Here is a 21,495-nt window from a genome sequence, read left to right on the forward strand (position 1 = left end):
GGGCATCTTGCCACCGGCCACCTCGACGGACGGTGTGACTACTCCGAATTCAGCCACGAGCCCACTCCAGCCAGCGCTTGGTGACGGTGGCTTCGTTCTTGATCCACCAGTCGAGGTTCGCGTCGAAGCCCTTGTCGTAGTACTGCGGCGCACCCGCGAGCGCGTTGCGCTCGGCCTTGGTGAGCTTGGCGTAGGCCACCGGGGAAGACGGGTTCGAGGGAAAGGCCTTGGCCAGGGCGGCCTGGATCTCGGCACGCAACGCGAAGTCCATCAGCTGGTAGGCGCCGTCCACGTTGGCCGCGCCCTTGGCGATGGCATAGCCCGAGAACTGGCGGCGCATGCCGTTGAGCTGCCGCGCGACAGGGACGCCCTGCTTCTGCAGATCGGCGATCCGGCCGTCCCAGACGGTGGACATCGTCACCTCCTGGCGGCTCAGGAGCACACCGGGGAGCGGGCCACTGTCCCAGAACTTCTTGATGTCGCCCCGCAGCCGGGTCAGCACCTTGAAGGCACGCTCGACATCGAGCGGGTACAGCTTGTCCATCGGAACGCCGTCGGCCAGCAGCGCGAACTCCAGCTCCGGCAGGTCACCGTCCGGGCTGACCATCGCACGGCCACCCGTGAAGGCCTTGGTGTCCCAGAAGTCCGCCCACGACTCGGGCTTCCTGCCGCCGAAGGCATCCGTGCGATACGCGATGCACTGACCGTAGAAGCTGTGACCGATGGCATGGCCGGTGACCTGGTTCTCAGGGATCTTCGCGCTCTTCACGCTCTTGATCCGGTCCAGGTCCAGCGTCTCCAGGGCGTCCTGCTTGRCGTACTTGTRGTGCGCCATCATCGAGTTGTTGATGAGGTCGCACTGCGGGCGGCCCTGCTTGATCTGGGCCAGCAGCGGGGCATCGTCCAGGTTGAGCACCTTGACGGCTATGCCGGTCTCCTGSGTGAACGGCGTGTAGATCGCCTTCTGCAGGGCCGCGCCGTAGGAACCGCCGCTGTCGCGGACGAYCACCGTCTTGCCGCCGCGCTTGCCGCCGCCGGACGAGGCCCGGCTGGTGCCGGTGCCGCAGGCGGCGAGGGAGGGCAGGGCGGTGAGGGCGGCCAGACCGCCTGCTCCGCGCAGGAGCACTCTCCGGCCGATCTGGGGATCACTCATGGCAATACTCCTCATCTAGGGGCGCGTGGGACCGACTGTGCTGGGGCTGAGGGGATGCCAGCGGTCGTGGGGTCGCTGCCGGTCCGCCCTGCGGCTGCGCGAGGGCGGCGGGCTCCACACCGGGGGTGACGGCGAGCCCGTACATATTCGGGAGACTGCGTCCGGGGGCGGTGGTGGTGATCTCGAACCTGAAGGACGACGATCACTGTCCGGACGAGGACCTCGGGCCGCTATCAATCTCGTCTAGCGCGATGTCATGAAGCTTCACGCTAAAAGTGGCAAGAGGATGACAGTGGGCTGAGACCGAGTCAAGGTGTGCATGCTGCGGAGATCGCCGGCTCGACGCTCCGGCGGGTATCGCCGCCGCCCGCGCGAGCACGGTGGCCGGCCGGCGTCTCGGCGTAGGGAAGGCTGGGGTGGTGGCGAGGGCGTCACGCCGGACGCGTCCACACCTTTGCGTCCCTCCGTTCCACGTCCAAGGCCCAGGACAGGTCGCCTGCGACGTGGTGGGTGATGCTGTGGCCGCCTTTCCCTCAAGGGCGGGTTTCCCTCAAGGGCGGGGCAGGCCGAGAAGGACGGGGAGGTCGGCGATGTCGGTGATCCGCTGGTAGCCGAGCCAGTGCTCGTCGTGCTCGAAGCCGCGGTCCATGTACACCTTGTTCTTGATGCCTATGTTGGCCGCGGAGCGCAGGTCGTACTTGGGGCTCGCCGAGACGTGCACGATTTCGTCCGGTGTCACGCCGAGCTTGTCCAGCGTGTATTCGAAGGCGCGGAGCCGTGGCTTGTAGACGCCCATCTCCTCGGCGGTGATCACGACCTCGAACGGGGCCTGGAGGTTTTCCACGAGGCGCTTGGCATGCACGTCGTCGGAGTTCGTCACGATGACCAGCGGGTACTCCTCGGCCAGGCGCCGCAGGGCCTCGGTGACGCCGGGGTAGGGGCCCCAGGTGGGGATCTCCTCGTACACCGCCGGGCCGTCGCTCTCCCGGTACTGAAGGCCGAACCGGCGCATGGTCCGTTCCAGCGAGTGGGCGACGATCTGGTGGAACGGCTTGTACTCGCCCATGCACTCGTCGATCCGGTACTGGTTGCCGGTCCGCAGGAAGTCGTCGGCGATCTCGGCCGGGAGCCGGTCACCCAGGACCCGGCGGATCACCTCATTGATACGGAAGTGGATCAGCGTCCCGTTCATGTCGAACGTGACGAACTTCGGCTTGCTCTCGAATCTCATGGTTCCTCCAGTTGTCATCTACGAGACAGTCACCAGATTGTCGCTTGTCGATTGTCGACCATATGGGTATGGTCGACACCTGTCAACGGGCCTCGAACCTCCTTTCAGGGCTTGCTCCGCCGGACCAAAAGAAGGTCACGGCGGACCTCGGAAAGGGCCCGACCCAGCCCGACTCACGTGCGTCCAGAGCGGCTGACAGCACTGTCAGGAGAGAGCAGCGACATGAAGTTCACCCCCTACTGGCTCGACACCGCTCCCCAGGGTCCGGACCGGTCCCGGACCGACATCGGCGGGCACGTCGATGTGGCGATCATCGGGGCCGGCCTGACCGGCCTCTCGGCGGCACTGCACCTGGCGCGCAAGGGCGCGAACGTGCACGTCTTCGAGAAGGACACGGTCGGCTTCGGTGCGTCGGGCCGCAACGGCGGCATGGCCACCACGGGCTTGTCGATCGGCTTGCGTGACGCGGTCGCCCGCTACGGCTTCGACACCGCGAAGGCGTACCTGATGGCCTACCACGACGCGGTCGACACCCTCGAAACCCTCGTCAAGGAAGAGAACATCGACTGCGACTTCGCCCGCACGGGCAAGCTGAACCTGGCCTCCAAGCCGGCCCACCTCGACGGTCTGCGCAAGACCCACGAGATCATGTCCGGCCGGCTCGGACTCGAGACCCGTCTGATCCCCAGGAGCGAGATCCACACCGAGATCGGCTCCGACCGCTACCACGGCGCGATGGTCGAGGCCAGGAGCGCGGGGCTGCACGTCGGCAAGTTCACCAAGGGACTCGCCGAGGCCGCCGCGGGGATCGGCGTCACCATCCACGAGAAGGCACCCGTCGAGAAGATCCGCAGGCTGCAGGGCACGCGGCACGAGCTGGTCACCGCGCGCGGGACCGTCCGGGCCGACCAGGTGCTGGTCGCGACCAGCGGCCACACCGGCCGGCCGTTCCGCTGGCAGCAGGTCAGGATCGCGCCCGTGGGCAGCTTCATCATCGTGACCGAACCGCTGGGCAGGGATCTCTGCGACATGCTGCTGCCGAACCGGCGGATGGCATCGTCGTCCATGAACCTGCTGAACTACTTCCGGATCACTCCGGATGACCGGTTGCTGTTCGGTGGCCGCGCCCGCTTCGCCATGTCCAGCCAGCAGTCGGACGCGAAGAGCGGCCGCATCCTGCACAAGGCGATGACCGAGGTCTTCCCGCAGCTCACGAACGCGCGCGTCGACTACTGCTGGGGCGGCCGGGTCGACATGAGCATGGACCGGATGGTGCACGCCGGCGAGCAGGACGGGCTGTTCTACTCCCTCGGCTACTCCGGCCACGGCGTTCAGATGGCCACGCACATGGGCAAGCAGATGGCTGAGTACATGAACGGGACCCCGGCCGCCAACCCCTGGCGCGATCTGCCCTTCAAGCGGATACCCGGACACTTCGGACCGCCCTGGTTCCTGCCCTTCGCGGGCGGCTACTACAAGTTCAAGGACCTCATGAAGTAGGTGTGGCACGGATGCTGAGGGGATGACACGGCCCGGGAGCTACGGGGTACGCCTACGGCGCCGGTGCCTCCCACTGCCGTGTGCTGTCACGGGCCGTGGCCCTTCCCCATACCGCCGACGACGTGGTCGCGGCGCCACGGGCCTGCCGTGAGGCGGGTGTGCCGGTCACGGCCCGGCGCGGTAGGTGTGTGCCGCCGGAACCGTCTACGAACGTCCGTCTGCCGGCTGGGCTTGCAGCGCCGACTGGAAATGGGCAGCCAGTTCCTGGCGGAACGCGTCGCTGTCGCCTTCCAGGGCAACCCTCGCCAGCCTCTCGTGCTCGATGGCCAGATCGTGCGGGTCGCTGTAAGTGCGGTGGTCGAGGCTGAGGTAGAGGCGCAGCTTGGTCTCCCAGCCGTTCCAGAGGCTCTGCAGGACGCTGTGCTCCGAGAGCTCGTAGAAGAGCCTGTGGAAGCGAAGGTGCGCGTCGATGCTCGCCGGGATGTCGTTCTTCTCGGTGGCCCGGTGGAGATCCTCGATGGTCTGCATCAACTGCGGTCGCTCGGCACCGCGCAGGGCTTCGGCTGACAGCTCGGCGGCGTACGGCTCGACCCGCAGGCGGACCGAGGCGATCTCGGCGACCTCGCGAGCGCTGACCTCTACGACGAACGCCCCGCGGAAGGGGATCCGTACGACCAGGCCATCTTCTTCCAGCCTGGTCAGCGCCTCGCGCAGCGGGGACCGGCTGATCCCGAGGTCTGCGGCGATGTGCGCCTCACGCAGCTGTCCACCAGGAGGGACGGTGCCGTCGAGGATGGCCGCGCGCAGCACGCGGTAGACACCGTCCGGTGTCGTCGTCCGCTGCTCCAGCCACTCGAACTTGGGGGCCATCCTGGCGTCCTCCTTTGGTCGTTTGTCGACTATACAAGGCGTCCCCATGGGCGGGAGAGGCGGACCTTTCTGCGTGCAACGACGAAGCCAGCCTTATTGAAAACGATTGTCGTACCGGATAGATTGTCTACGTTGTATACCCCGGGCGCCCCACCGCCCGGCGTCCGTGCATGGCCACGTGAGGGGAAGACGCAGTGATAACTCGGCGTGCCGCGCTGCGCGGTGTCGTGGGAGGGGCGGCGGCGGTCGCTGCCGGCGGGGCGCTGGCGGCCTGCGGAGGCGACAGCGAGGATCCCGCCGGGGCTGAGGCGTCCGTCGCTCCGCGCAGGGGCGGGAAACTGCGGGCGGCGTTCATCGGGGGGAGCACGGAGTCCACCGACCCCACGCTCGCCGCGGGCGTCGGCATCGACTACGTGCGGGCCCGGGTCGTCTGGGACACCCTCGGTGAACTGGAGGGCGGCAAGCCGGTGTGGCGGCTGGCGGAGGGCGTCGAACCCGACTCCGACGCCACCACGTGGACCGTACGGGTCAGGAAGGGCGTCACCTTCAGCGACGGGCGTCAACTCACCGCCCACGACGTGCTGTTCAGTCTGCGCACACTCGTCGGGAAGCGGAGCCCGCAGAGCGGGTTCATCACCCACCTCGACCTCAAGAACGCCCGCGCCCGCGACACGCGCACCGTCGAGCTGCCGCTCACCATGGCCGACGGCTTCTTCGACCTCGCTCTCGCGCACTCCATGTTCGTCTTCCCCGACGGCACCAAGGACCTCACCAAGGCTCCGGGCACCGGGCCGTACGTGCTGAAGCGGTGGCAGGCGGGACGCAGCAGCGTGCTGATGCCCCGGGAGGACTACTGGGACCGCGACAACGGCGGCCCCTACCTCGACGAGCTGGAACTGGTCTCCGTCACCGACGCGGCGGCCCGGCTCAGCGGACTGAAGTCGGGCCAGTTCCACTACGCCGGCGGGCTCGCTCTCACCGCCGTGCGCACCGAACGCGGCAACAGCGCACTGCGCATCGAGACGCCGCCCAAGGACCTGTGGGTCGACCTCAACCTGCCCATGAACCTCGGGCTGAAGCCGTTCACGGACGCGCGCGTGGTGCGCGCCGTGAAGCTCGCCCTCGACCGCGAGTCCCTCGTCCGCACCGTGACGCTCGGTCAGGGCGAGGTCGGCAACGACCTCGTGGGCGCACACCAGCCGTACTTCGACACGGGCATCGCGCAGACGGCGTACGACCCGGAGCAGGCGGCCAAGCTCCTCAAGGATGCCGGGCAGGACGGGCTCGCGGTGCGCATCCGCACGTCGGACTACGACTACGGCACCGAGGAGAGCGCCACCGCGATGGTGCCGATGCTCGCGAAGGCCGGGATCAAGGCGACGCTCGACAAGGTCCCCGCCGCCGACTACTACAGTGACTTCAAGACGATCCTCAGCACCCCGATCCAGACCTCCGCCTACCACCCCAACCCGCTGCCGCTGATGATCCGGACCTACTACGGCTCCACGGCCGCCTACCCGCTGACCGGTACCAAGGGGGCGCGGACCCTCGATCCGCTGATCGCCGCCATGAACCGTGCCACGCGGGAGGACCAGCGGCGGGGGCGGGTGGCGGACGTACAGGAGTATCTGCACGAGCACGGCGGCGACGCGCTGTTCGCACGGGTGCCGACGGTGTCCGGCGCGGCGGCGAAGGCGCACGGCGTGAAAGCGCGCGGCTACGCCGACTATCCCAGCCTGCGGGACGCCTTCCTCGCATGAAGCCGCAGCCGAAGCCGGTGCCGGAGCCCCTGCCCAAGCCGCCGGTACCGAAGCCGTCGCGGTCAGGGCTCGTGCGGTGGGCGCTGAGACGCACGGCGGGGGCGCTGCTCGTGCTCCTCGTCGTGACCGTCCTGGTGTTCGCCGCCACCGAGGCCGCCCCCGGCGACGCGGCCACCGCCCGGCTCGGACCCCAGGCGCCGGCCGGTGCCGTCGAGGCGTTGCGCGCGCGGCTGGGCCTGGACCGGCCCGCACCGCTGCGCTACCTCGACTGGCTCGGGCACGCCGTCCGCGGCGACTTCGGCGCCAGCTACGCGAACGGGCGTCCGGTGGGCGAGCTGATCGCCGACCGGTTCGGCAACTCACTCGTCCTGGGACTCGCCGCCCTGGCCGTCCTGGTGCCGCTGGCCGTCGGGCTCGGTCTGTGGGCGGGGCTGCGGGCCGGGCGGCGCGGCGACCGGATCGTCTCCGGCACCGCCCTGGGGCTGGCGGCGGTCCCGGAGTTCGTCACGGGGGCCGTGCTGATGGCGGTGTTCGCGGCCGGGCTCGGCTGGCTGCCCGCCGTGTCCCTGCTGGGAGCCGGTCAGGGCCCGCTGGACGAGCCGTCCATGCTGGTCCTGCCGGTGCTCACGCTGGTGTCGGTGTGCCTGGCGCAGAATCTGCGGCTGGTGCGGGCCGGGGTCGCCGAGGCCGCCCGGTCCCCGGCGGTGGTCGCGGCGCGCCTGAACGGGGTGCCCGAACTTCGGGTCGCCGTGCGGTACGTGCTGCCCGCCGGGCTCGGCCCCGCCGTCCCGGTGCTCGCCCGCTCCGTCGCCTACCTGCTGGGCGGCGCGCTGGTCGCGGAGTCGCTGTTCGGCTACCCCGGGCTCGCCGCTCTCCTGGTGGACGCCACGGCCGGCCGGGACGTCCCGGTGGTGCAGGCGGTGGCTTTGCTCGGCGCGGCCGTCGCGGTGGCCGCGAACCTCGCCGCCGATGTCGCCGTACACCTTCTCGAACCCGTGCGGGGGCACACGCGATGACCCTCATCTCCGAACGGCCGCCGGCCACCGAGACCCCCCGGGCCGACAGGTCACCACGGCGGCGGCGACGCGGTCGGCTCGCCCTGGCCGTCCTGCTGCTGGTCGGCGCGGTCGCGCTGCTCGGACCGCTGTTCGCACCGCACGCCGTGACGGACGCCGTGGACATCCCCTACGCGCCCGGCAGCGCCGACGTACCCCTGGGAACCGACCGGCTGGGTTCCGACGTGCTCAGCCGGGTGCTGTCCGGCGGCCGTTCCCTGCTGCTGACCTCCCTCGCGGTCACGGGCGCCGTCTGTCTCCTGGGCGCGCTGCTCGGCATGCTCGCCGCCTGGCGCAGGGGCTGGACCGACACGCTGATCCTGCGCCTCGCCGACGTGTTGCTCGGGCTGCCCGCCTTCCTGCTGCTGAGCGTGGTGGTCGTGGCCACCGGGCGCGGCACGGCGGGCGTGGCGCTGGCGTCGGGGCTCGTGCTGCTGCCCGAGAGCGTCCGCGTGGTCCGGGCGGCCACGCTGCGCATCCTCGCCCAGGACTACGTGGAGGTCGCCGTCGCCCGGGGCGAGCGAACCGTGAGTGTGCTGGGGCGCGAGGTGCTGCCCAACCTGCTGCCCGTGCTGGCCGCCGACGCGGGCGTCAGGTTCCTGGGGGCGGTGACGGTCGTCGCCACCGCCGCCTTCCTCGGATACGGCGCCCAACCGCCTTCCGCCGACTGGGGGTTGATGGTTCTGGAGAACCGCGACGGCCTCACCCTCCAGCCGCTCGCCGTCCTCGTCCCGGCCGTCCTGCTGCTCGTCCTGCTGCTCTCCGTGAACCTGCTGCTGGACGCGGCCTTCCCCGGGCCTGAGCGGACGGCCGCCCGGCGACGGCGGGAGCCGGCGCCGGCGGGCCCGCAGACGCCCGGGGTCCCGGGTGCCCTGCTCTCCCTGCGCGGGCTGTGTGTCGACAGCGACGGCGGGCACCGCGTCCTGGAGGACGTCGACCTCGACCTCGCTCCCGGTGAACTCCTCGCCGTGGTGGGGGAGTCCGGCAGCGGCAAGACGACCCTCGTCCTGGCCGCCCTGGGGCAGGTCGGGCCGGGGCTGCGACCGGCGGGCGGCGAGGTACGGCTCGACGGGAGCAGCCTGCTGCGGCTGGACGAGCGGCGGCTGCGGCGGGTGCGCGCCGCGCTGTGCGGATACGTGGCCCAGGACCCGCGCACCGCACTGGCGCCCCACCTGCGCGTCGGCGCCCAGATCACCGAGGTGCTGCGGGCCCGACGGATACCGAAGGAGCAGTGGGCGGAACGGGCCGAGCGGGCGCTGCGTCTCGCGGGACTCGACCGGCCGCACGAGGTCGTCCACCGCAGGCCGCACCAGTTGTCGGGCGGCCAGCGTCAGAGGGTCGCGCTGGCGGTGGCACTGTCCGTCGAACCCCGGCTGCTGGTGCTCGACGAACCGACCAGTGCCCTCGACACCGTCACCGCTGCCGCGTTCCTCGYCGATCTGACCCGGCTGCGGCGCGACACGGGCGCGGCCGTCCTGCTCGTCTCGCACGACCTGGGCTCGGTCGCCGGTGTGGCCGACCGGGTGGCCGTCATGAGCGGTGGGCGAATCGTCGAACTCGGGCCGCCAAAGGGCGTATTGACCGACCCGGTCAGCGAGCCTGGACGGGCGTTGGTCGCGRCGGCCCGGCCCGGCGTTCCCGCCCCGGCGGCAGACCATGAGGAGCCGACGGGCGAAGGTGCGCTCCTGCGCGCGTCGGAACTCTCCCTCGTACGCGAGGAACCGGTACTCGACGGCGTGTCACTCGCCCTCGACCCGGGAGACTGCCTGTCCGTGGTCGGTCCCTCCGGCTGCGGCAAGACGACCCTGCTGCGCTGCCTCGCCGGTCTCGATGCCCCCACGAGGGGCGAGATACGCCTGCACGGCGAGGCCCTCGCCCGGGACGTGCGCGACCGTGATCCCCGGCAGCGTCGCCGAGTGCAGCTCGTACCCCAGGATCCGTACGCCTCGCTCAACCCGCGCCACACCGTGGCCGCGATCGTGGGCCGCCCGCTCGCGTTCCGCGCCGACATACCGGCGGTGCGGCAATCGGCCGAAGTGGAGCGACTGCTGGCGCAGGTGGGCCTCGACCCGGAGCTGGGCGGGCGGCTCCCCGGGGCGCTGTCGGGCGGTCAGCGGCAGCGGGTGGCCCTGGCGCGGGCGCTGGCGGCGGACCCCGAGGTGCTGCTGTGCGACGAGGTGACCAACGCCCTGGATCCGTCCGTGGCGGCCGCGGTCACCGAGCTGATCGCCCGCCTGCGGACGGGGCTGGGGCTCGCCGTCGTCATGGTGACGCACGACCTGTCGGTCGCCGCCCGGCTCGGCGGACGGGTGGCGGTCCTGCACGACGGCCGGATCCGCGAGACGGGCCCGGCGTCCCGGGTGCTGAGACGGCCCGAACACGAGGTGACCCGGGCGCTGGTGGCGGCGATGCCGTACCGGGCGCGGGTGGCCGGAGAGGACGTGGCACGGTGACAGGGGGTGTTCTGAAGGTCCCGCACAGCACCCACGGCGCCCGGCACGCACCCTCGCCGCACCGGCCAAAGACCCAAGTAGCTCCTCCCCCACTCTCAGCTTCGCTCGAGCGGGGGGACCCCCATCGAGGGCCTTCGGCCGGCACGCCGAGGCCACGCACCGAACACCGCGGGCACCGCACGGGACCTTCAGAACACCCCCTAGGGTGGCGGTATGCCGAGCACGACGACCGACAGCGACGGAACGCCTTCGGGGGCCGGGAAGCGCCGTGCCCCGCTGAACCGGGCGACCGTCGTGGCCGCCGGGAGGCGGGTGGCCCGCGACCAGGGGCTGTCGGCGGTCACCCTGCGCCGGGTCGCCGCGGAACTCGGCGTGACGGCCATGGCGTTGTACCGGCACGTGGGCGACAAACGCGAGCTGCTGGTCGCGATGCTGGACGACGTGGCCGAGCAACTGGTGCTCCCGGACGGCGACGGGTCGCCCTCGGACCGGCTGGTCCTCGCCTTCCGCGCGCTGCACGACCATCTGACGGCCGAGCCGTGGGTGACCGAAGTCCTCAAGGCCGGCGAGCTGTTCGGGCCGCGTGCCTCGCGGTTCGTCGAGCATGTGCTCGCCCTGCTGGAGGAGGCCGGGCTCACCGACGAGCAGGCGGCCGACGCCTACTGGGCGCTGTGGTGGTACACCTTCGGCCACCTGTCGTACCTGCCCGCGCTGCGGCCCGAGGGCCGCCCCGCCCGGCATGAGCTGATGACCCGAGTCCGCATGAACGACCATCCCCGGCTGTCCCGGATGCTGTCCCGGCCGCCGCGCCAGGCGGTGGCCCAGGACGCGTTCGTGCCCGGCCTCCAGGCTCTCCTGCGGGGTCTGCTCCCGGACTGAGCCGGAGTCTGAACGGACCGCATGCGGTACGCCGCTGCCGTCCGCCCGCGTGTATACGCCGTATACCCACGTCTGCTTTCCATGTCTCAAGGGGTTTGCCCATGACCCAGGACGTACCTCAGGAGCCGTCGGCCGAGACCGGCCCGGCGCCCGGCAGCGGCTGGCTGCTCGCCACCACGTCACTGGCCGCCGTACTGATGACGCTCGACATCACCGTCGTCAACGTCGCCCTGCCCGAAATCGCCGCTGATCTCGACGCCGGACTGACGGGCCTGCAGTGGGTGGTGAACGCCTACACGCTGGCCTTCGCCGCGCTCCTGCTGCCGGCCGGGTCGCTGTCCGACCGCAGCGGGCGGCGCCGGATGTTCCTGACCGGTGTCGCGCTCTTCACCGCCGCGTCGGCGGGCTGCGGCGCCGCACCGGGCGTCGGCACGCTGATCGCCTGCCGCGCCGTGCAGGGCCTGGGCGGGGCGATGGTGATGTCCACCGCGCTGGCCCTCATAGCAGGGGCGTACGCGGGCCGGCGCCGCCAGTCGGCCATCGGGATGTTCTCCGCGGCGGGCGGTGTCGCGGCGGCTCTCGGCCCGTTGGTCGGCGGCGCCGTCGTGGAAGGTCTCGACTGGCGGTGGATCTTCTACCTCAACCTGCCGGTCGGTGTCCTCATCCTCGTCGGCACCGTGCTGCGCGTCCCACAGGACCGCACCGGCGAACTGCCGCGCCCTGAGGGCCGGTTCGACGTCCTCGGGCTGCTGCTCGCCGCCGGGGCGCTGCTCGGCCTCAACTACGGCCTGGTGACCGGTCCCGAGGACGGCTGGACATCGGCGTCCGCCCTGCTGCCGCTGGTGGGCGGTGCGGTGCTCGTCGCCGGGTTCGTGGGCTGGGAGATACGGTCCCGGGAAGCGGCCCTGTTCGACGTACGGCTGCTGCGGGTGCCGTCGTTCACCGGCGCGATCGTGCTCAGCTTCGTCTGCCGGGTCGTCACCTTCGGCGTCCTGCCGTACCTGATCCTGTGGCTGTCGGGCATGCTCGGGTACAGCCCGCTCGGCACCGGGCTGCGGCTGCTGGCGATGACCGCCTTCATCATGCTGGTCGCCCCCTTCAGCGGGTTGTTCCTCAAGCTGATGCCGACGCGCGGTGTCATGGCGCTCGGCACGGGCGTCACCGCGGTCGGGCTGCTGTCCATGGCCCGGGTCGGCCCCGACGACTCCTGGCTGGTGATGCTGCCCGGCCTGGTGCTCCTCGGCATCGGCGGGGCGATCGCCTTCCCGCCGCTGATGGGCATCGCCGTCGGGGTCGTGCCTCCCGAGCGGGCCGGGATGGCGTCCGGGATGACCAACACCTTCTTCCCGCTCGGCACGGCCGCCGGAGTGGCCGCCTTCGGCGCGGTGTTCAGCACCCGCATCGACACCGACCTGGACGACGCGCGGCTCGCCGCGCTGCACGTCCCGGAAGGGATGCGGCAGCAGGTCCGCGACGCCGTGGCCGCCGGGCAGTTCGGTCCACTCGAACGCGCCCTGCCCGCCACCGCCCGCGAACCGGTCCTGGACGCGGCCCGTTCGGCACTCACCGGCGGCCTCGCGACGATCTGCGTGGCGGCGGCCGTGATCAGCCTGCTCGCCGCCCTCGCCTCGTGGACGCTCATCCGCGACAAGGACCAGCTGACCGCGAAGGAGCCGGCCGATGTCCCTGCCTGAGACGACCAGCGATCCTCACACCGCCAACGATGCTGACTCGGCGAGCGACCTCTACGGCGCCGCCGCCGAGTTCTACGACCTGCTCGCCGCCCCCACCTGGGCGCGGCTCGGCCCGCTGCTGCGCGGGGCCCTGGACGGCGTCGACCCGGGGCACGGACCCTTGCTCGACATCGGCGCGGGCACCGGTCTGTCGACCGAGGCCGCCGCCGACGCCGTCCCCGATGCGCAGCTGCTGGCGGTGGAGCCCTCCGCCGGGATGCGCATCGCGCTGTCCACCCGGCTCGCCTGCCGTCCCGCACTCGCCGGCCGCGTCACCGTCACCGCCGGCACCCTCCGCGACGTACGGCTGCCGAGAAGGCTGTGCGCGGCCGTCGCTCTCGGTGTCGTCGGCCATCTCGCTCCCGTCGAACGCGCCTTGTTGTGGCGGTTGCTGAGTGAGCGCCTGGCGCCCGGAGCCCCGGCCGTCGTCGACGTCCTCGACCGCACCGCGCCCCCGACCCGGGCCCCGCTGCGGCTGGCGACCCGCCGTGTCGGCGACCTGGAGTACGAGTCGTGGAGCGAGGGCGCCGACGACGGCTGGACCCTCACCTACCGCGTACGCGACGGGGAGACGGTTGTCCGCGAACACACCGTGCCGCTGCCCTGGTCCGGAGTCGGCATCGCGACGGTGGCCGAGGAAGCCGCGGTCGCCGGACTCGTGTGCACCCGGCTCGCCCCCGACTTCGCCGTCCTGCGCACCACCCCCCTGACCCGAGAGGATCACTCATGACCGGCGCGGCCCTCGCGGACCCGCGAGAGGGCACCCCTGACAGCCCCTCCGACGCCCTTGTCCCGCCCGAGGCCCCTGCCGCGAAGGCGCCGGGGCTCGGCGATCTCCTCGCCCCCGCACGAGGGCGGCTCACAGCCGCGATCGTGGCCCAGGCGGCCGCCGCGGTCTGCTCGATGATCCCGTTCATCGCCGTCGCCGAACTGGCCCGCGCCCTGCTGGCGTCCGGCGGCCCGGACGAGAGCCGCGCCTGGGCCGCGGCCTGGACCGCCGTGGCCGCCCTGGTGGCCCGGCTCGTGCTGTACGCGACCGCCGGCGTCCTCACCCACCACGCCGACGCCGACCTCCAGCTCGGGCTGCGCCGACGCATAGCCCGGCACCTGGGGCGGCTGCCGCTGGGCTGGTTCACCGAGAACAGCTCGGGCGAGGTGAAGAAGGCGGCGGGCGACAACATCTCCACGCTGCACCACCTGGTCGCGCACACCGCGCTGGAGGTGACCGCCGCGATCGTGGCGCCGCTGACCGCGCTGGCCTACCTGCTGACCGTGGACTGGCGGCTCACCCTCGTCGCGCTGCTCCCGCTCCTGCTCGGCGTCTGGTTCTTCAAACAGGCCATGTCCGGGGGCGAGGAGGTGACGGCACGGTTCTTCGGCGCGATGGGCGGCGTCAACGCGGCAGTCGTCGAACTCGTCCACGGCATCAAGGTGATCAAGGCCTACGGCCGCACCTCCCACGCTCACCGCGCCTACGACGCCGCCGCCGACAGCTTCTCCGTCTTCTTCCGCGACTGGATCATGAGTACGACGCGGGCCAGTACGTCGGCCGCGCTCGCGCTCTCCGGACCGGCCGCCCTTCTCGTCGCCACGGCCGCCGGCACCCTCTTCGTCACGCAGGGCTGGGCCGACGCGCTCGACCTCGTGCCGTTCGTGCTGCTGGGACCGGCCCTCACCGGGTCCGTCATGGGGCTCGCCCAGTCCGGGCACGCCGTCCAGGGCGGTCTGCAGAGCGCCCGTGAGATCCACGCGCTGCTGGCCGTCCCCGTCCTGCCCGATCCATCCGAGCCGACACCGCCGGGACCGGACGGCCGGGTCGAACTGACCGGCGTCGGCTTCAGCTACGACGGTGCCACGGACGTCCTGAGCGGCATCGACCTGACCCTGCGCCCCGGCACCGTCACCGCCCTGGTCGGTGCCTCCGGCTCGGGCAAGTCCACCCTCGCCCGGCTCGTGCCCCGCTTCTGGGACCCGACCGCCGGCACGGTACGGATCGGCGGCACGGACGTCCGGGACATCGCCTCGGCCGACCTGTACCGCCAGGTCTCCTTCGTCTTCCAGGAACCCCACCTGCTGCGCACCAGCGTCCGCGACAACATCCGGCTCGGCCGCCCGGACGCCGACGACCCGGCCGTGGAGCGGGCCGCGCGGGCCGCGCACATCCACGAGCGGATCACCTCTCTGCCACGCGGCTACGACTCGGTGGTCGGCGAGGACGCGATGCTCTCCGGCGGCGAGTCCCAGCGTCTCTCCGTGGCCCGGGCGCTGCTCGCCGACGCGCCCGTCCTCGTCCTCGACGAGGCGACCTCCTTCGCCGACCCCGAGTCGGAGGCAGCCGTCCAGCAGGCCCTGTCCGCCCTCGCGGCGGGCCGCACGCTGCTGGTCATCGCCCACCGGCTCGCGACCGTACGGGACGCCGACCACATCGTCGTCCTCGACGGCGGACGCATCGCCGAACAGGGAACCCACGCCGAACTGCTGGCCCTGGCCGGCCACTACGCACGCATGTGGGCCCTCCAGCAGAAGGGAGCCGCGCGATGAACGCGCTGCTGACACGCGTACTGGGACGGGAACAGACGGAAGGCCTGCGCCGAGTGCTCCTCTGGGCGGCCGTCGCCGCGGCCCTCCAGGGAGTGGCGTACACGCTCCTGGTGCCGTTGCTGACCCGGCTCCTCGGCGACGACCCGGGGGCGGCCTGGCCGTGGGTCGCCGCCCTCGCCGTCGCGACGGTCGCCTACGGAGCCGTCGCCTTCGGCGCGACCGTGCGCGGCAACCGCTTCAGCGCCGACCTCGGGCGTACGCTGCACCACCGCATCGCCGACCATGTGGTCACGCTGCCCCTTGGCTGGTTCGACGGCGAACGCCCCGGCGCACTGGGGCAGTTGGCGGGCCAGGGCGTGGTCCAGGTGATGAACGCGGCGGCCAACCTGCTGCGCCCCCTGTGCGCCGCCTTCGTCACCCCCGCCGTCGTCGTGCTGGCCACCTTCGCCTTCGACTGGCGGCTGGCCCTGGCCATGCTGGCGGCGGCGCCCGTCGCGGCCGCCGCGTACCGCTGGTCCGGACGGCTGATGGCCCGCGTCGACCGGCAGTCGCATGCCGCGGCTGCCGAGACCGCCGACCGGCTCGTGGAGTTCGCCCGCCACCAGCCCGCGCTGCGCGCTTTCGGACGGACCGCCGAGGATCACGAGCTCCTGGACGCCGCCCTGCGCGAACAGCACGCGAAGGCACGCGCCGCCGTCCGCGTCGTCGTGCCCGGCGTCGCCGGCTTCGCGCTCGCCGTACAGCTCTGCTTCACCTGCGTCCTGCTGCTCGGCACGGTCCTCGCGCTCGGCGGGTCGGTCGGCGCGGGCGAGCTGATCGCGGTACTGGTACTCGCCGTGCGCTTCGTCGAACCCATGGGCGCAGCAGCCGAGTTGGGCGGATCCCTGCGGATGGCCCGAGGCACCCTGGAGCGCCTGGACGAGGTGCTCGCCGCCGATCCGCTGCCGCAGCCGCCGCCCATGGCACCGCTCCCGGACACCTCCGGCATCGAACTCGACGGCGTCTCCTTCGGCTACGGCGACGGACGCACCGTCCTCGACGGGCTCGACCTGCGCGTCCCGGCCGGACACACTGTCGCGCTGGTCGGCCCCTCCGGCTCCGGCAAGACCACGGTGACCCGCCTGATCGCCCGCTTCTGGGACGTCACCGGGGGCGCGGTCCGCGTCGGCGGCACGGACGTCCGCGACCTGACGACGGAGCAGCTGATGTCGCGGCTCGCCATGGTCTTCCAGGACGTGTACCTCTTCGCGGGCACGATCGAGGAGAACATCCGCGCGGGACGCGAGGACGCCACCGACGAGGAGGTGCGCGCGGCCGGGCGGATCGCCCGCGTCGACGAGATCACCGAGAGGCTGCCGGACGGCTGGGCCGCCCGCGTCGGCGAGGGCGGCGCCGCCCTGTCCGGCGGCGAGCGGCAGCGGGTCTCCCTCGCCCGGGCCCTGCTCAAGCGGGCCCCGGTCGTCCTGCTCGACGAGGCGACCTCGGCGCTCGACGCCGAGAACGAGGCCGCGATCCAGCAGGCCCTCGGCGCACTCACCGCGGACCGCACGGTCCTCGTCGTCGCCCACCGTCTCGACACCATCCGCGGCGCCGACCTGATCGCATTCCTGGAGGGCGGGCGGATCGTGGAGCAGGGCAGGCACGAGGAACTGCTCGCGCTCGGCGGCCGGTACGCGGCGTTCTGGGGCGAGCTGGAGCAGGCGAGCGGGTGGCGTCTGGCGGCGCGTTCCTAGAAACACGGGCACACGCGGCAACGGGCGGCACGGTTCCCCACCGTGCCGCCCGGCACCGTATCTCCGTATCTCCGTGTCCCCGTCCGTCACCCGGCGTGCGCGCAGCTCACCAGGTGGATGCCGGTCCCGGTGACGCGACGGCCGGTGACCCGCAGCCCGGCGCGGGATATCAGGTCGTCCAGCTGCCGGGGGGTGCGTTCCCGGCCGCCGAAGAGGACCAGGAGTCTGAGGTCCATCGCGGCGGCCACGTCGGCGCGGCGGCCGTCGGTGACCAGGTTCTCGACGACGAGGATCTCACCGCTGCCCGTGCCTCCGTCGGCCGCCGCCTCGGCGCAGCGGCGCAGGATGCGCAGCGCGTCGTCGTCGTTCCAGTCGTGCAGCACCCAGGTGAGCAGGTACAGGTCGGCCCCGGCCGGCAGCGGGTCGAAGAAGCTGCCGGGATGCACGCAGGCGCGCTCGCCGAGCCCGGCGGCGGCCAGCGCCCGGCCCGCCTCCTCGGCTGCCTCCGGCAGGTCGAGCAGCGTGCCGCGCAGCCCGGGGCGCGCCGTCAGCAGCCGGGTGAGCAGGGACCCGGAGCCGCCGCCGACGTCGACCACGTGCCCGCGCTCGGGCCAGGCGTGGGCCGCGACGACCTCCGGTGCCGCGAACCTGGTGTGTGCCGCCATCAAGTCGGCGTAGGAACGGGCGAGTTCGGGATTCTCCAGGGTGTCCTGCCACAGTGACCGGCCGTGCACCAGAGGATACGCGGGCTCCCCGCTGCGCACGGTGTCCAGCAGGCGCCCGAACGCCAGGTCCATGCGCCCGCCCATGCCGTCCAGGTCGTACCAGGCCCGCAGGCCGAACGCCCCGCTGTCCCTGAGGAGTTCGGCCGCGGGGGTCAGGGCGTAGACGTCCTCCTCCGGCTCGGCGAAGACACCGCGACCGGTGAGGACGCGCAGCATGCGGCGCAGGGCGTCCGGGTCGGCGCCCGCGGCCCGGGCGAGGTCGGGCAGTGCGGTGTGGCCCGCGGCGATGTGGTCGGCCAGCCGCAGCGTCGCCGCGACCCTGATGGCCCACGGGGTCACCAGGTCGGCGAGCGCGGCAAGGTCGACACGGGCGGGGGCGGCTTGGGGAAGGGTGGTCATGTCACTCCACTCGACGGTCAGGGAAGTACGGGATGGGCGGCGGGCGCCGGCGCGCCGCACGCCGCGAGGACGCTAGCGACGACCCGCTCCGCCTGCGCGACCAGGTAAAAGTGCCCGCCGGGCAGCACCTGAGGGGTGAACGCGGCGTCGGTCGCGCTGCGCCACACGGCCACCTCCGCCTCCGTCGCCTCCTCGTCGCGGTCCCCGGTGACGGCGGTGAGGGGGCAGCGCAGCCGGGCCGCGGTGTCCGGGCGGTAGGTCTCGATGAGGCGGTAGTCGGCCCGTACGGCGGGCAGCAGCAGGGACCGCACCTCGGGGTCGTCGAGCAGGTCGGCGTGAGTGCCGCCGAGGCGGCGCAGTTCGGCGGCGAGTCCGTCGTCGTCGCGTAGATGCACGGTACCCGGGCGCTGACGGGCCGGCCCCGGGCGGCCGGAGACGACGACATGCCGGGGACCGTGGCCCGAGCCCTCCAGCCGGAGTGCCGTCTCCCAGGCGACCGAGGCGCCCATGCTGTGCCCGAACAGCACCAGCTCACGACCGGCAGGGTCGGCCCGCAGTGCCTCGGCGACGGCGTCGGCGAGTTCGTCCATCGTCCTGACCGGGGGCTCGCCGACCCGGTCCTGCCGGCCCGGGTACTGCACGGCCACGAGTTCCACGTGGGGCGGCAGCAGCCGGGCCCAAGGGGTGTAGAAGGCGGCTGCCCCGCCCGCGTGCGGGAAGCACACGAGCGAGGTCCGCGCCGCGGGGCGGGGGAGCGGGCGGCGCAGCCAGGAGGCAATCGAAGAAAAGGTGGTCATGCGGAAGACACCCCACACAGAACGGGAAGCGTGGCGGGACCGCGGCTCATGAAGTCGCCGGCACGGCGGAAACGGAAACCCGGCGCGAGCCGTAGCCGGGGGTGACGCCCGATCAGCACCTCGGCGGCGACGCGCAGTTGCAGCCGGGTGAGCGAGGCGCCGAGGCAGGCGTGCGGCCCCTTGCCGAAGGCGAGATGGGCGCGCAGCCCCGGACGGCCGGGCCGGAACGTGTCGGCGTCCTCGCCCCAGCGCGCCGCGTCGCGGTTGGCGGAGGCGACGACGGCGACCACACGTTGCCCGGCCCGTACGGACGTGCCGGCCACGGAGGTGTCGCGGGTCGCCGTGCGCATCTGCCACAGCGCGGGCGGATCGAGACGCAGGGACTCCTCGATCGCCTCCGGCAGGCCGTCGGACCGCCAGTGGTCCTCGCGCAGCAGCCGCAGCACCAGATTCCCCAGCGCATGACGGAGGTTGGGCACTCCGGCCACGATCAGGAAGTGCAGGAAGGTCACGGCCTCCGTACGGTCCAGGCGCCCCAGCACGCCGGTCAGGCCAGGTCCGTCGGCGGCCCGCAACGCCCAGCRTTCGAACGCGGGCCAGTCGGGGTGCGCCCGGTGGCCCAGCAGGTCGGTGAAGGCGGCGGCCCAGCGGTCGTAGTCCGGCGCGTCGGCATCGGTCACCCCGCAGAAGGCGGCCAGGACCTCACGCGGAAGCGGCGCGGTGAACGCGGTGACGAGGTCCGAGCCGTCCTCGACACGGTCGGCCAGCGCCTCGGCGCGGTCCCGCACGACCGGTTCCAGGTCCGCCACGACGGTCCGGGCGAAGGCGGGGGAGAGCAGGCGACGCAGCCGCGTGTGCGCGGGGGGATCCAACTGCGACAGGGCCAGCTCCCGTTCGTCGCCCCGCACGGACGTGTTGTTGCGGCGGCTGGACCACGCCTGCGGGTCCGCCAGCACCGCCCGCACATCCGCGTCCCGGACCACGACGTGCCAGCCCGGCAGCGGAGAGGAGACCGGCCGGTCGCGGCGCAGCGCGGCGAGCCGCGGATACGGATCGTCGGTGTGGGTGAGATCGAGCGGATTGAAGGACGCCACCGCGCTGGTCACAGCCCCTCCCGCTCGTGCACCGCCGCGGCCAGGTCAGGCGCGGTGACCGGCTCGGGTGCGGGGCGGCGTACGAGATCCGGGTAGCCGAGCCGGGCCGTGAGGTCCTGCCAGACGGAGCTCAGCGTGAGGTGGTACTGGCCCGCGCGCATCGGGTCCTCGCCCGCCCCGGCCGCGTTCGCCACGGCCCGCAGCGCGCGCCGCACGCCCTCCGGCCACACCTCGGCGTACACCTCCCGGTGGGTGGGCGCCTCGGCGGGCCCGACCGGCTGGACGCTCGGCAGGTGCACCAGACGGTCGGCCTCGGCGTCGAAGTCCAGTTCGCCGTCGTCCCCGCGCGGAGCGGGCAGCGCCGGGCTCCACAGCACCGGTCCGTGCGTCCCGGCCAGGATCAGCGTGCCGCCGGTGAAACCGAGCGTGGCCCGGTGCAGCAGGTGGGTGTGGTTGTCGGGGTCCTCAGGGTCGAGCTGGTTGAGCACGCGCAGGGTGACGGGGACTCCGGCCAGCCGCCCTTCCAGGGTCCGGAACGGCCCGCCGCCGGACACGGGATCGCCGAGCTGCCAGGGGCGCAGGCCGCCGAGTGCCTGGCCGAGGATGTCGATCAGGTCGTACGACACGTGGACGGCGCACGCGCCCTCCGCGTACAGCACCTCCTGCCGCTCGGCCAGATGGCGGGCCGCGGCGAGGAAGCGGCGCACCGGGTCCAGGTGCGGATAGAACGTGTTGAGCCGGTACTGCACGCCGTGCCGCCGCGCGGCGCGCAGGCACGCGGCCAGCTCCACCTGGTGGATGGGATGCTCGTGCAGCACGTGCACCCCGCGCGCCATCAGCCGCTGGGCGAGCGCCGCGCCCTCTCCGCCGCCGACCCCGTTGGGCACCACCACGCAGGCCAGGTCCGCGAGGTCGGGCACGTCGTCGGGGTCGGTGAGCAGGGGGACGCCGTAGCGTTCGGCGCATGCCTTGGAGCGGGCGCTGCCCCGGCCGAGGACGCCGGTCAGCCGGAACGGGAAATCCGCCTCCGGCTCCCCGAAGGCACTTCGGAAGGCACTGAGGTACACCCGGCCGAAACCGGTACCGCAGACGACGACTCGCGTCACAGTCACAAAATTCCTTCTTCCAGGGGGAGTTCGGCGAGCGGCCCGTCCAGCGGCCGCAGCCCGGTCACGGCGGGGGCCTCGGCCATCCGCCGGGCGAGCCGGGCGGGGTCGGGCAGTTCGGCGAAGTGGAGCTGCCCGGGCGGGAGTTCGCCGTTCAGTACGGCGAGCGCCGCGTGGGCGGCGGCGGTCCCGGTGAGGGCGGAGGAGTCCGTGCCGGTGAGGACGAGCGCGTGCCCGTCCAGCTCGCACGTGACGATCTGGTGCGGCGCGCGTCCTGAGAGGTCGGTGAGTGTGGCACGCGACAGCTCGTCCGCCGCCTCGTCCACGGACCGGCCCGGCGGGAGCCCCGCGCGGTACCGGTCGAGGACCGCGCGGGTGTGCTCGCCGCCGAACACCGTGTACCAGCGCACCTCGCCGAGCCCGTACCGGCGGGCGACACCCACCGCCTCCTCGGTGAGGTACGGAA

At 72.6% G+C, this 21,495-nt stretch carries 16 protein-coding genes and 1 pseudogene; 9 read left to right on the forward strand and 8 right to left on the reverse strand.

Features of this window, described 5'->3' with window-relative positions; genetic code table 11:
* Nucleotides 1-49: 49 nt before the first annotated feature.
* Together CA983_RS21735 and CA983_RS21740 are read right to left on the reverse strand one after the other, a co-directional pair.
* Nucleotides 50-1,153, reverse strand: coding sequence for an ABC transporter substrate-binding protein (locus CA983_RS21735; RefSeq protein WP_086602576.1), 1,104 nt, complete (start codon nucleotides 1,151-1,153; stop codon nucleotides 50-52).
* A 550-nt stretch (nucleotides 1,154-1,703) separates the two neighbouring features.
* On the reverse strand, nucleotides 1,704-2,384 hold the full coding sequence (locus tag CA983_RS21740) for a haloacid dehalogenase type II (RefSeq protein ID WP_086602577.1): 681 nt from the start codon (nucleotides 2,382-2,384) through the stop codon (nucleotides 1,704-1,706).
* A 222-nt stretch (nucleotides 2,385-2,606) separates the two neighbouring features.
* Between CA983_RS21740 and CA983_RS21745 the strand changes: the two genes are divergently transcribed.
* Complete coding sequence (locus CA983_RS21745) at nucleotides 2,607-3,884, forward strand: NAD(P)/FAD-dependent oxidoreductase (RefSeq protein ID WP_086602578.1); 1,278 nt, start codon at nucleotides 2,607-2,609, stop codon at nucleotides 3,882-3,884.
* 204 nt (nucleotides 3,885-4,088) lie between these two features.
* Here the strand turns inward: CA983_RS21745 and CA983_RS21750 are convergent, their stop codons facing one another.
* A complete protein-coding gene (locus CA983_RS21750) occupies nucleotides 4,089-4,754 on the reverse strand; it encodes a GntR family transcriptional regulator (protein WP_086602579.1) in 666 nt (221 codons plus the stop codon).
* A 194-nt stretch (nucleotides 4,755-4,948) separates the two neighbouring features.
* Between CA983_RS21750 and CA983_RS21755 the strand changes: the two genes are divergently transcribed.
* The 8 genes from CA983_RS21755 to CA983_RS21790 all read left to right on the forward strand — a co-directional run bounded on the left by CA983_RS21755 (nucleotide 4,949) and on the right by CA983_RS21790 (nucleotide 16,908).
* Complete coding sequence (locus CA983_RS21755) at nucleotides 4,949-6,514, forward strand: ABC transporter substrate-binding protein (protein WP_086602580.1); 1,566 nt, start codon at nucleotides 4,949-4,951, stop codon at nucleotides 6,512-6,514.
* A complete protein-coding gene (locus CA983_RS21760; RefSeq protein WP_086602581.1) occupies nucleotides 6,511-7,530 on the forward strand; it encodes an ABC transporter permease in 1,020 nt (339 codons plus the stop codon). Before CA983_RS21755 ends, CA983_RS21760 begins: the two co-directional genes overlap by 4 nt.
* Nucleotides 7,527-10,022, forward strand: a complete 2,496-nt coding sequence (locus tag CA983_RS21765) for an ABC transporter ATP-binding protein/permease (RefSeq protein WP_086602582.1) — start codon at nucleotides 7,527-7,529, stop codon at nucleotides 10,020-10,022. The genes CA983_RS21760 and CA983_RS21765 overlap by 4 nt, the downstream gene beginning before the upstream one ends.
* A gap of 213 nt (nucleotides 10,023-10,235) precedes the next feature.
* The gene (locus tag CA983_RS21770) at nucleotides 10,236-10,901 is read left to right on the forward strand and encodes a TetR/AcrR family transcriptional regulator (RefSeq protein ID WP_086602583.1); all 666 of its coding nucleotides are present in this window, start codon (nucleotides 10,236-10,238) and stop codon (nucleotides 10,899-10,901) included.
* 101 nt (nucleotides 10,902-11,002) lie between these two features.
* Nucleotides 11,003-12,595, forward strand: coding sequence for an MFS transporter (locus CA983_RS21775; protein ID WP_086602584.1), 1,593 nt, complete (start codon nucleotides 11,003-11,005; stop codon nucleotides 12,593-12,595).
* Nucleotides 12,582-13,364, forward strand: coding sequence for a class I SAM-dependent methyltransferase (locus tag CA983_RS21780; protein WP_086602585.1), 783 nt, complete (start codon nucleotides 12,582-12,584; stop codon nucleotides 13,362-13,364). Before CA983_RS21775 ends, CA983_RS21780 begins: the two co-directional genes overlap by 14 nt.
* Nucleotides 13,361-15,175 (forward strand): ABC transporter ATP-binding protein, encoded by a 1,815-nt coding sequence (locus CA983_RS21785; RefSeq protein WP_086602586.1) that lies wholly within the window; start codon nucleotides 13,361-13,363, stop codon nucleotides 15,173-15,175. The genes CA983_RS21780 and CA983_RS21785 overlap by 4 nt, the downstream gene beginning before the upstream one ends.
* Nucleotides 15,172-16,908, forward strand: coding sequence for an ABC transporter ATP-binding protein (locus CA983_RS21790; protein WP_086602587.1), 1,737 nt, complete (start codon nucleotides 15,172-15,174; stop codon nucleotides 16,906-16,908). The genes CA983_RS21785 and CA983_RS21790 overlap by 4 nt, the downstream gene beginning before the upstream one ends.
* Before the next feature lie 86 nt (nucleotides 16,909-16,994).
* Here the strand turns inward: CA983_RS21790 and CA983_RS21795 are convergent, their stop codons facing one another.
* The 5 genes and pseudogenes from CA983_RS21795 to CA983_RS46280 all read right to left on the reverse strand — a co-directional run.
* Nucleotides 16,995-18,032 carry a methyltransferase gene (locus tag CA983_RS21795; protein ID WP_086602590.1) on the reverse strand — a complete coding sequence of 346 codons (1,038 nt, stop codon included), beginning with the start codon at nucleotides 18,030-18,032 and terminating at the stop codon, nucleotides 16,995-16,997.
* A gap of 17 nt (nucleotides 18,033-18,049) precedes the next feature.
* The gene (locus CA983_RS21800; protein ID WP_086602591.1) at nucleotides 18,050-18,829 is read right to left on the reverse strand and encodes a thioesterase II family protein; all 780 of its coding nucleotides are present in this window, start codon (nucleotides 18,827-18,829) and stop codon (nucleotides 18,050-18,052) included.
* Nucleotides 18,826-19,935 (reverse strand): cytochrome P450, encoded by a 1,110-nt coding sequence (locus CA983_RS21805; RefSeq protein ID WP_086602588.1) that lies wholly within the window; start codon nucleotides 19,933-19,935, stop codon nucleotides 18,826-18,828. The genes CA983_RS21800 and CA983_RS21805 overlap by 4 nt, the downstream gene beginning before the upstream one ends.
* The gene (locus CA983_RS21810; RefSeq protein ID WP_086602589.1) at nucleotides 19,932-21,035 is read right to left on the reverse strand and encodes a Gfo/Idh/MocA family oxidoreductase; all 1,104 of its coding nucleotides are present in this window, start codon (nucleotides 21,033-21,035) and stop codon (nucleotides 19,932-19,934) included. Before CA983_RS21810 ends, CA983_RS21805 begins: the two co-directional genes overlap by 4 nt.
* Nucleotides 21,032-21,495: pseudogene (locus CA983_RS46280) on the reverse strand (hypothetical protein); the annotation flags it as partial. The pseudogene CA983_RS46280 and the gene CA983_RS21810, both read right to left, overlap by 4 nt.

The sequence above is a fragment of the Streptomyces swartbergensis genome, assembly GCF_002148965.1.
In the GTDB taxonomy this organism is placed as follows: Bacteria; Actinomycetota; Actinomycetes; order Streptomycetales; family Streptomycetaceae; genus Streptomyces; species Streptomyces swartbergensis.

Bases quoted from the DNA above. Each gene is read 5' to 3' on its own strand.
- CA983_RS21740 (WP_086602577.1), bottom strand. From the start codon at position 2,384: ATGAGATTCGAGAGCAAGCCGAAGTTCGTCACGTTCGACATGAACGGG.
- CA983_RS21745 (WP_086602578.1), top strand. From the start codon at position 2,607: ATGAAGTTCACCCCCTACTGGCTCGACACCGCTCCCCAGGGTCCGGAC.
- CA983_RS21750 (WP_086602579.1), bottom strand. From the start codon at position 4,754: ATGGCCCCCAAGTTCGAGTGGCTGGAGCAGCGGACGACGACACCGGAC.
- CA983_RS21760 (WP_086602581.1), top strand. From the start codon at position 6,511: ATGAAGCCGCAGCCGAAGCCGGTGCCGGAGCCCCTGCCCAAGCCGCCG.
- CA983_RS21770 (WP_086602583.1), top strand. From the start codon at position 10,236: ATGCCGAGCACGACGACCGACAGCGACGGAACGCCTTCGGGGGCCGGG.
- CA983_RS21775 (WP_086602584.1), top strand. From the start codon at position 11,003: ATGACCCAGGACGTACCTCAGGAGCCGTCGGCCGAGACCGGCCCGGCG.
- CA983_RS21780 (WP_086602585.1), top strand. From the start codon at position 12,582: ATGTCCCTGCCTGAGACGACCAGCGATCCTCACACCGCCAACGATGCT.
- CA983_RS21785 (WP_086602586.1), top strand. From the start codon at position 13,361: ATGACCGGCGCGGCCCTCGCGGACCCGCGAGAGGGCACCCCTGACAGC.
- CA983_RS21790 (WP_086602587.1), top strand. From the start codon at position 15,172: ATGAACGCGCTGCTGACACGCGTACTGGGACGGGAACAGACGGAAGGC.
- CA983_RS21795 (WP_086602590.1), bottom strand. From the start codon at position 18,032: ATGACCACCCTTCCCCAAGCCGCCCCCGCCCGTGTCGACCTTGCCGCG.
- CA983_RS21800 (WP_086602591.1), bottom strand. From the start codon at position 18,829: ATGACCACCTTTTCTTCGATTGCCTCCTGGCTGCGCCGCCCGCTCCCC.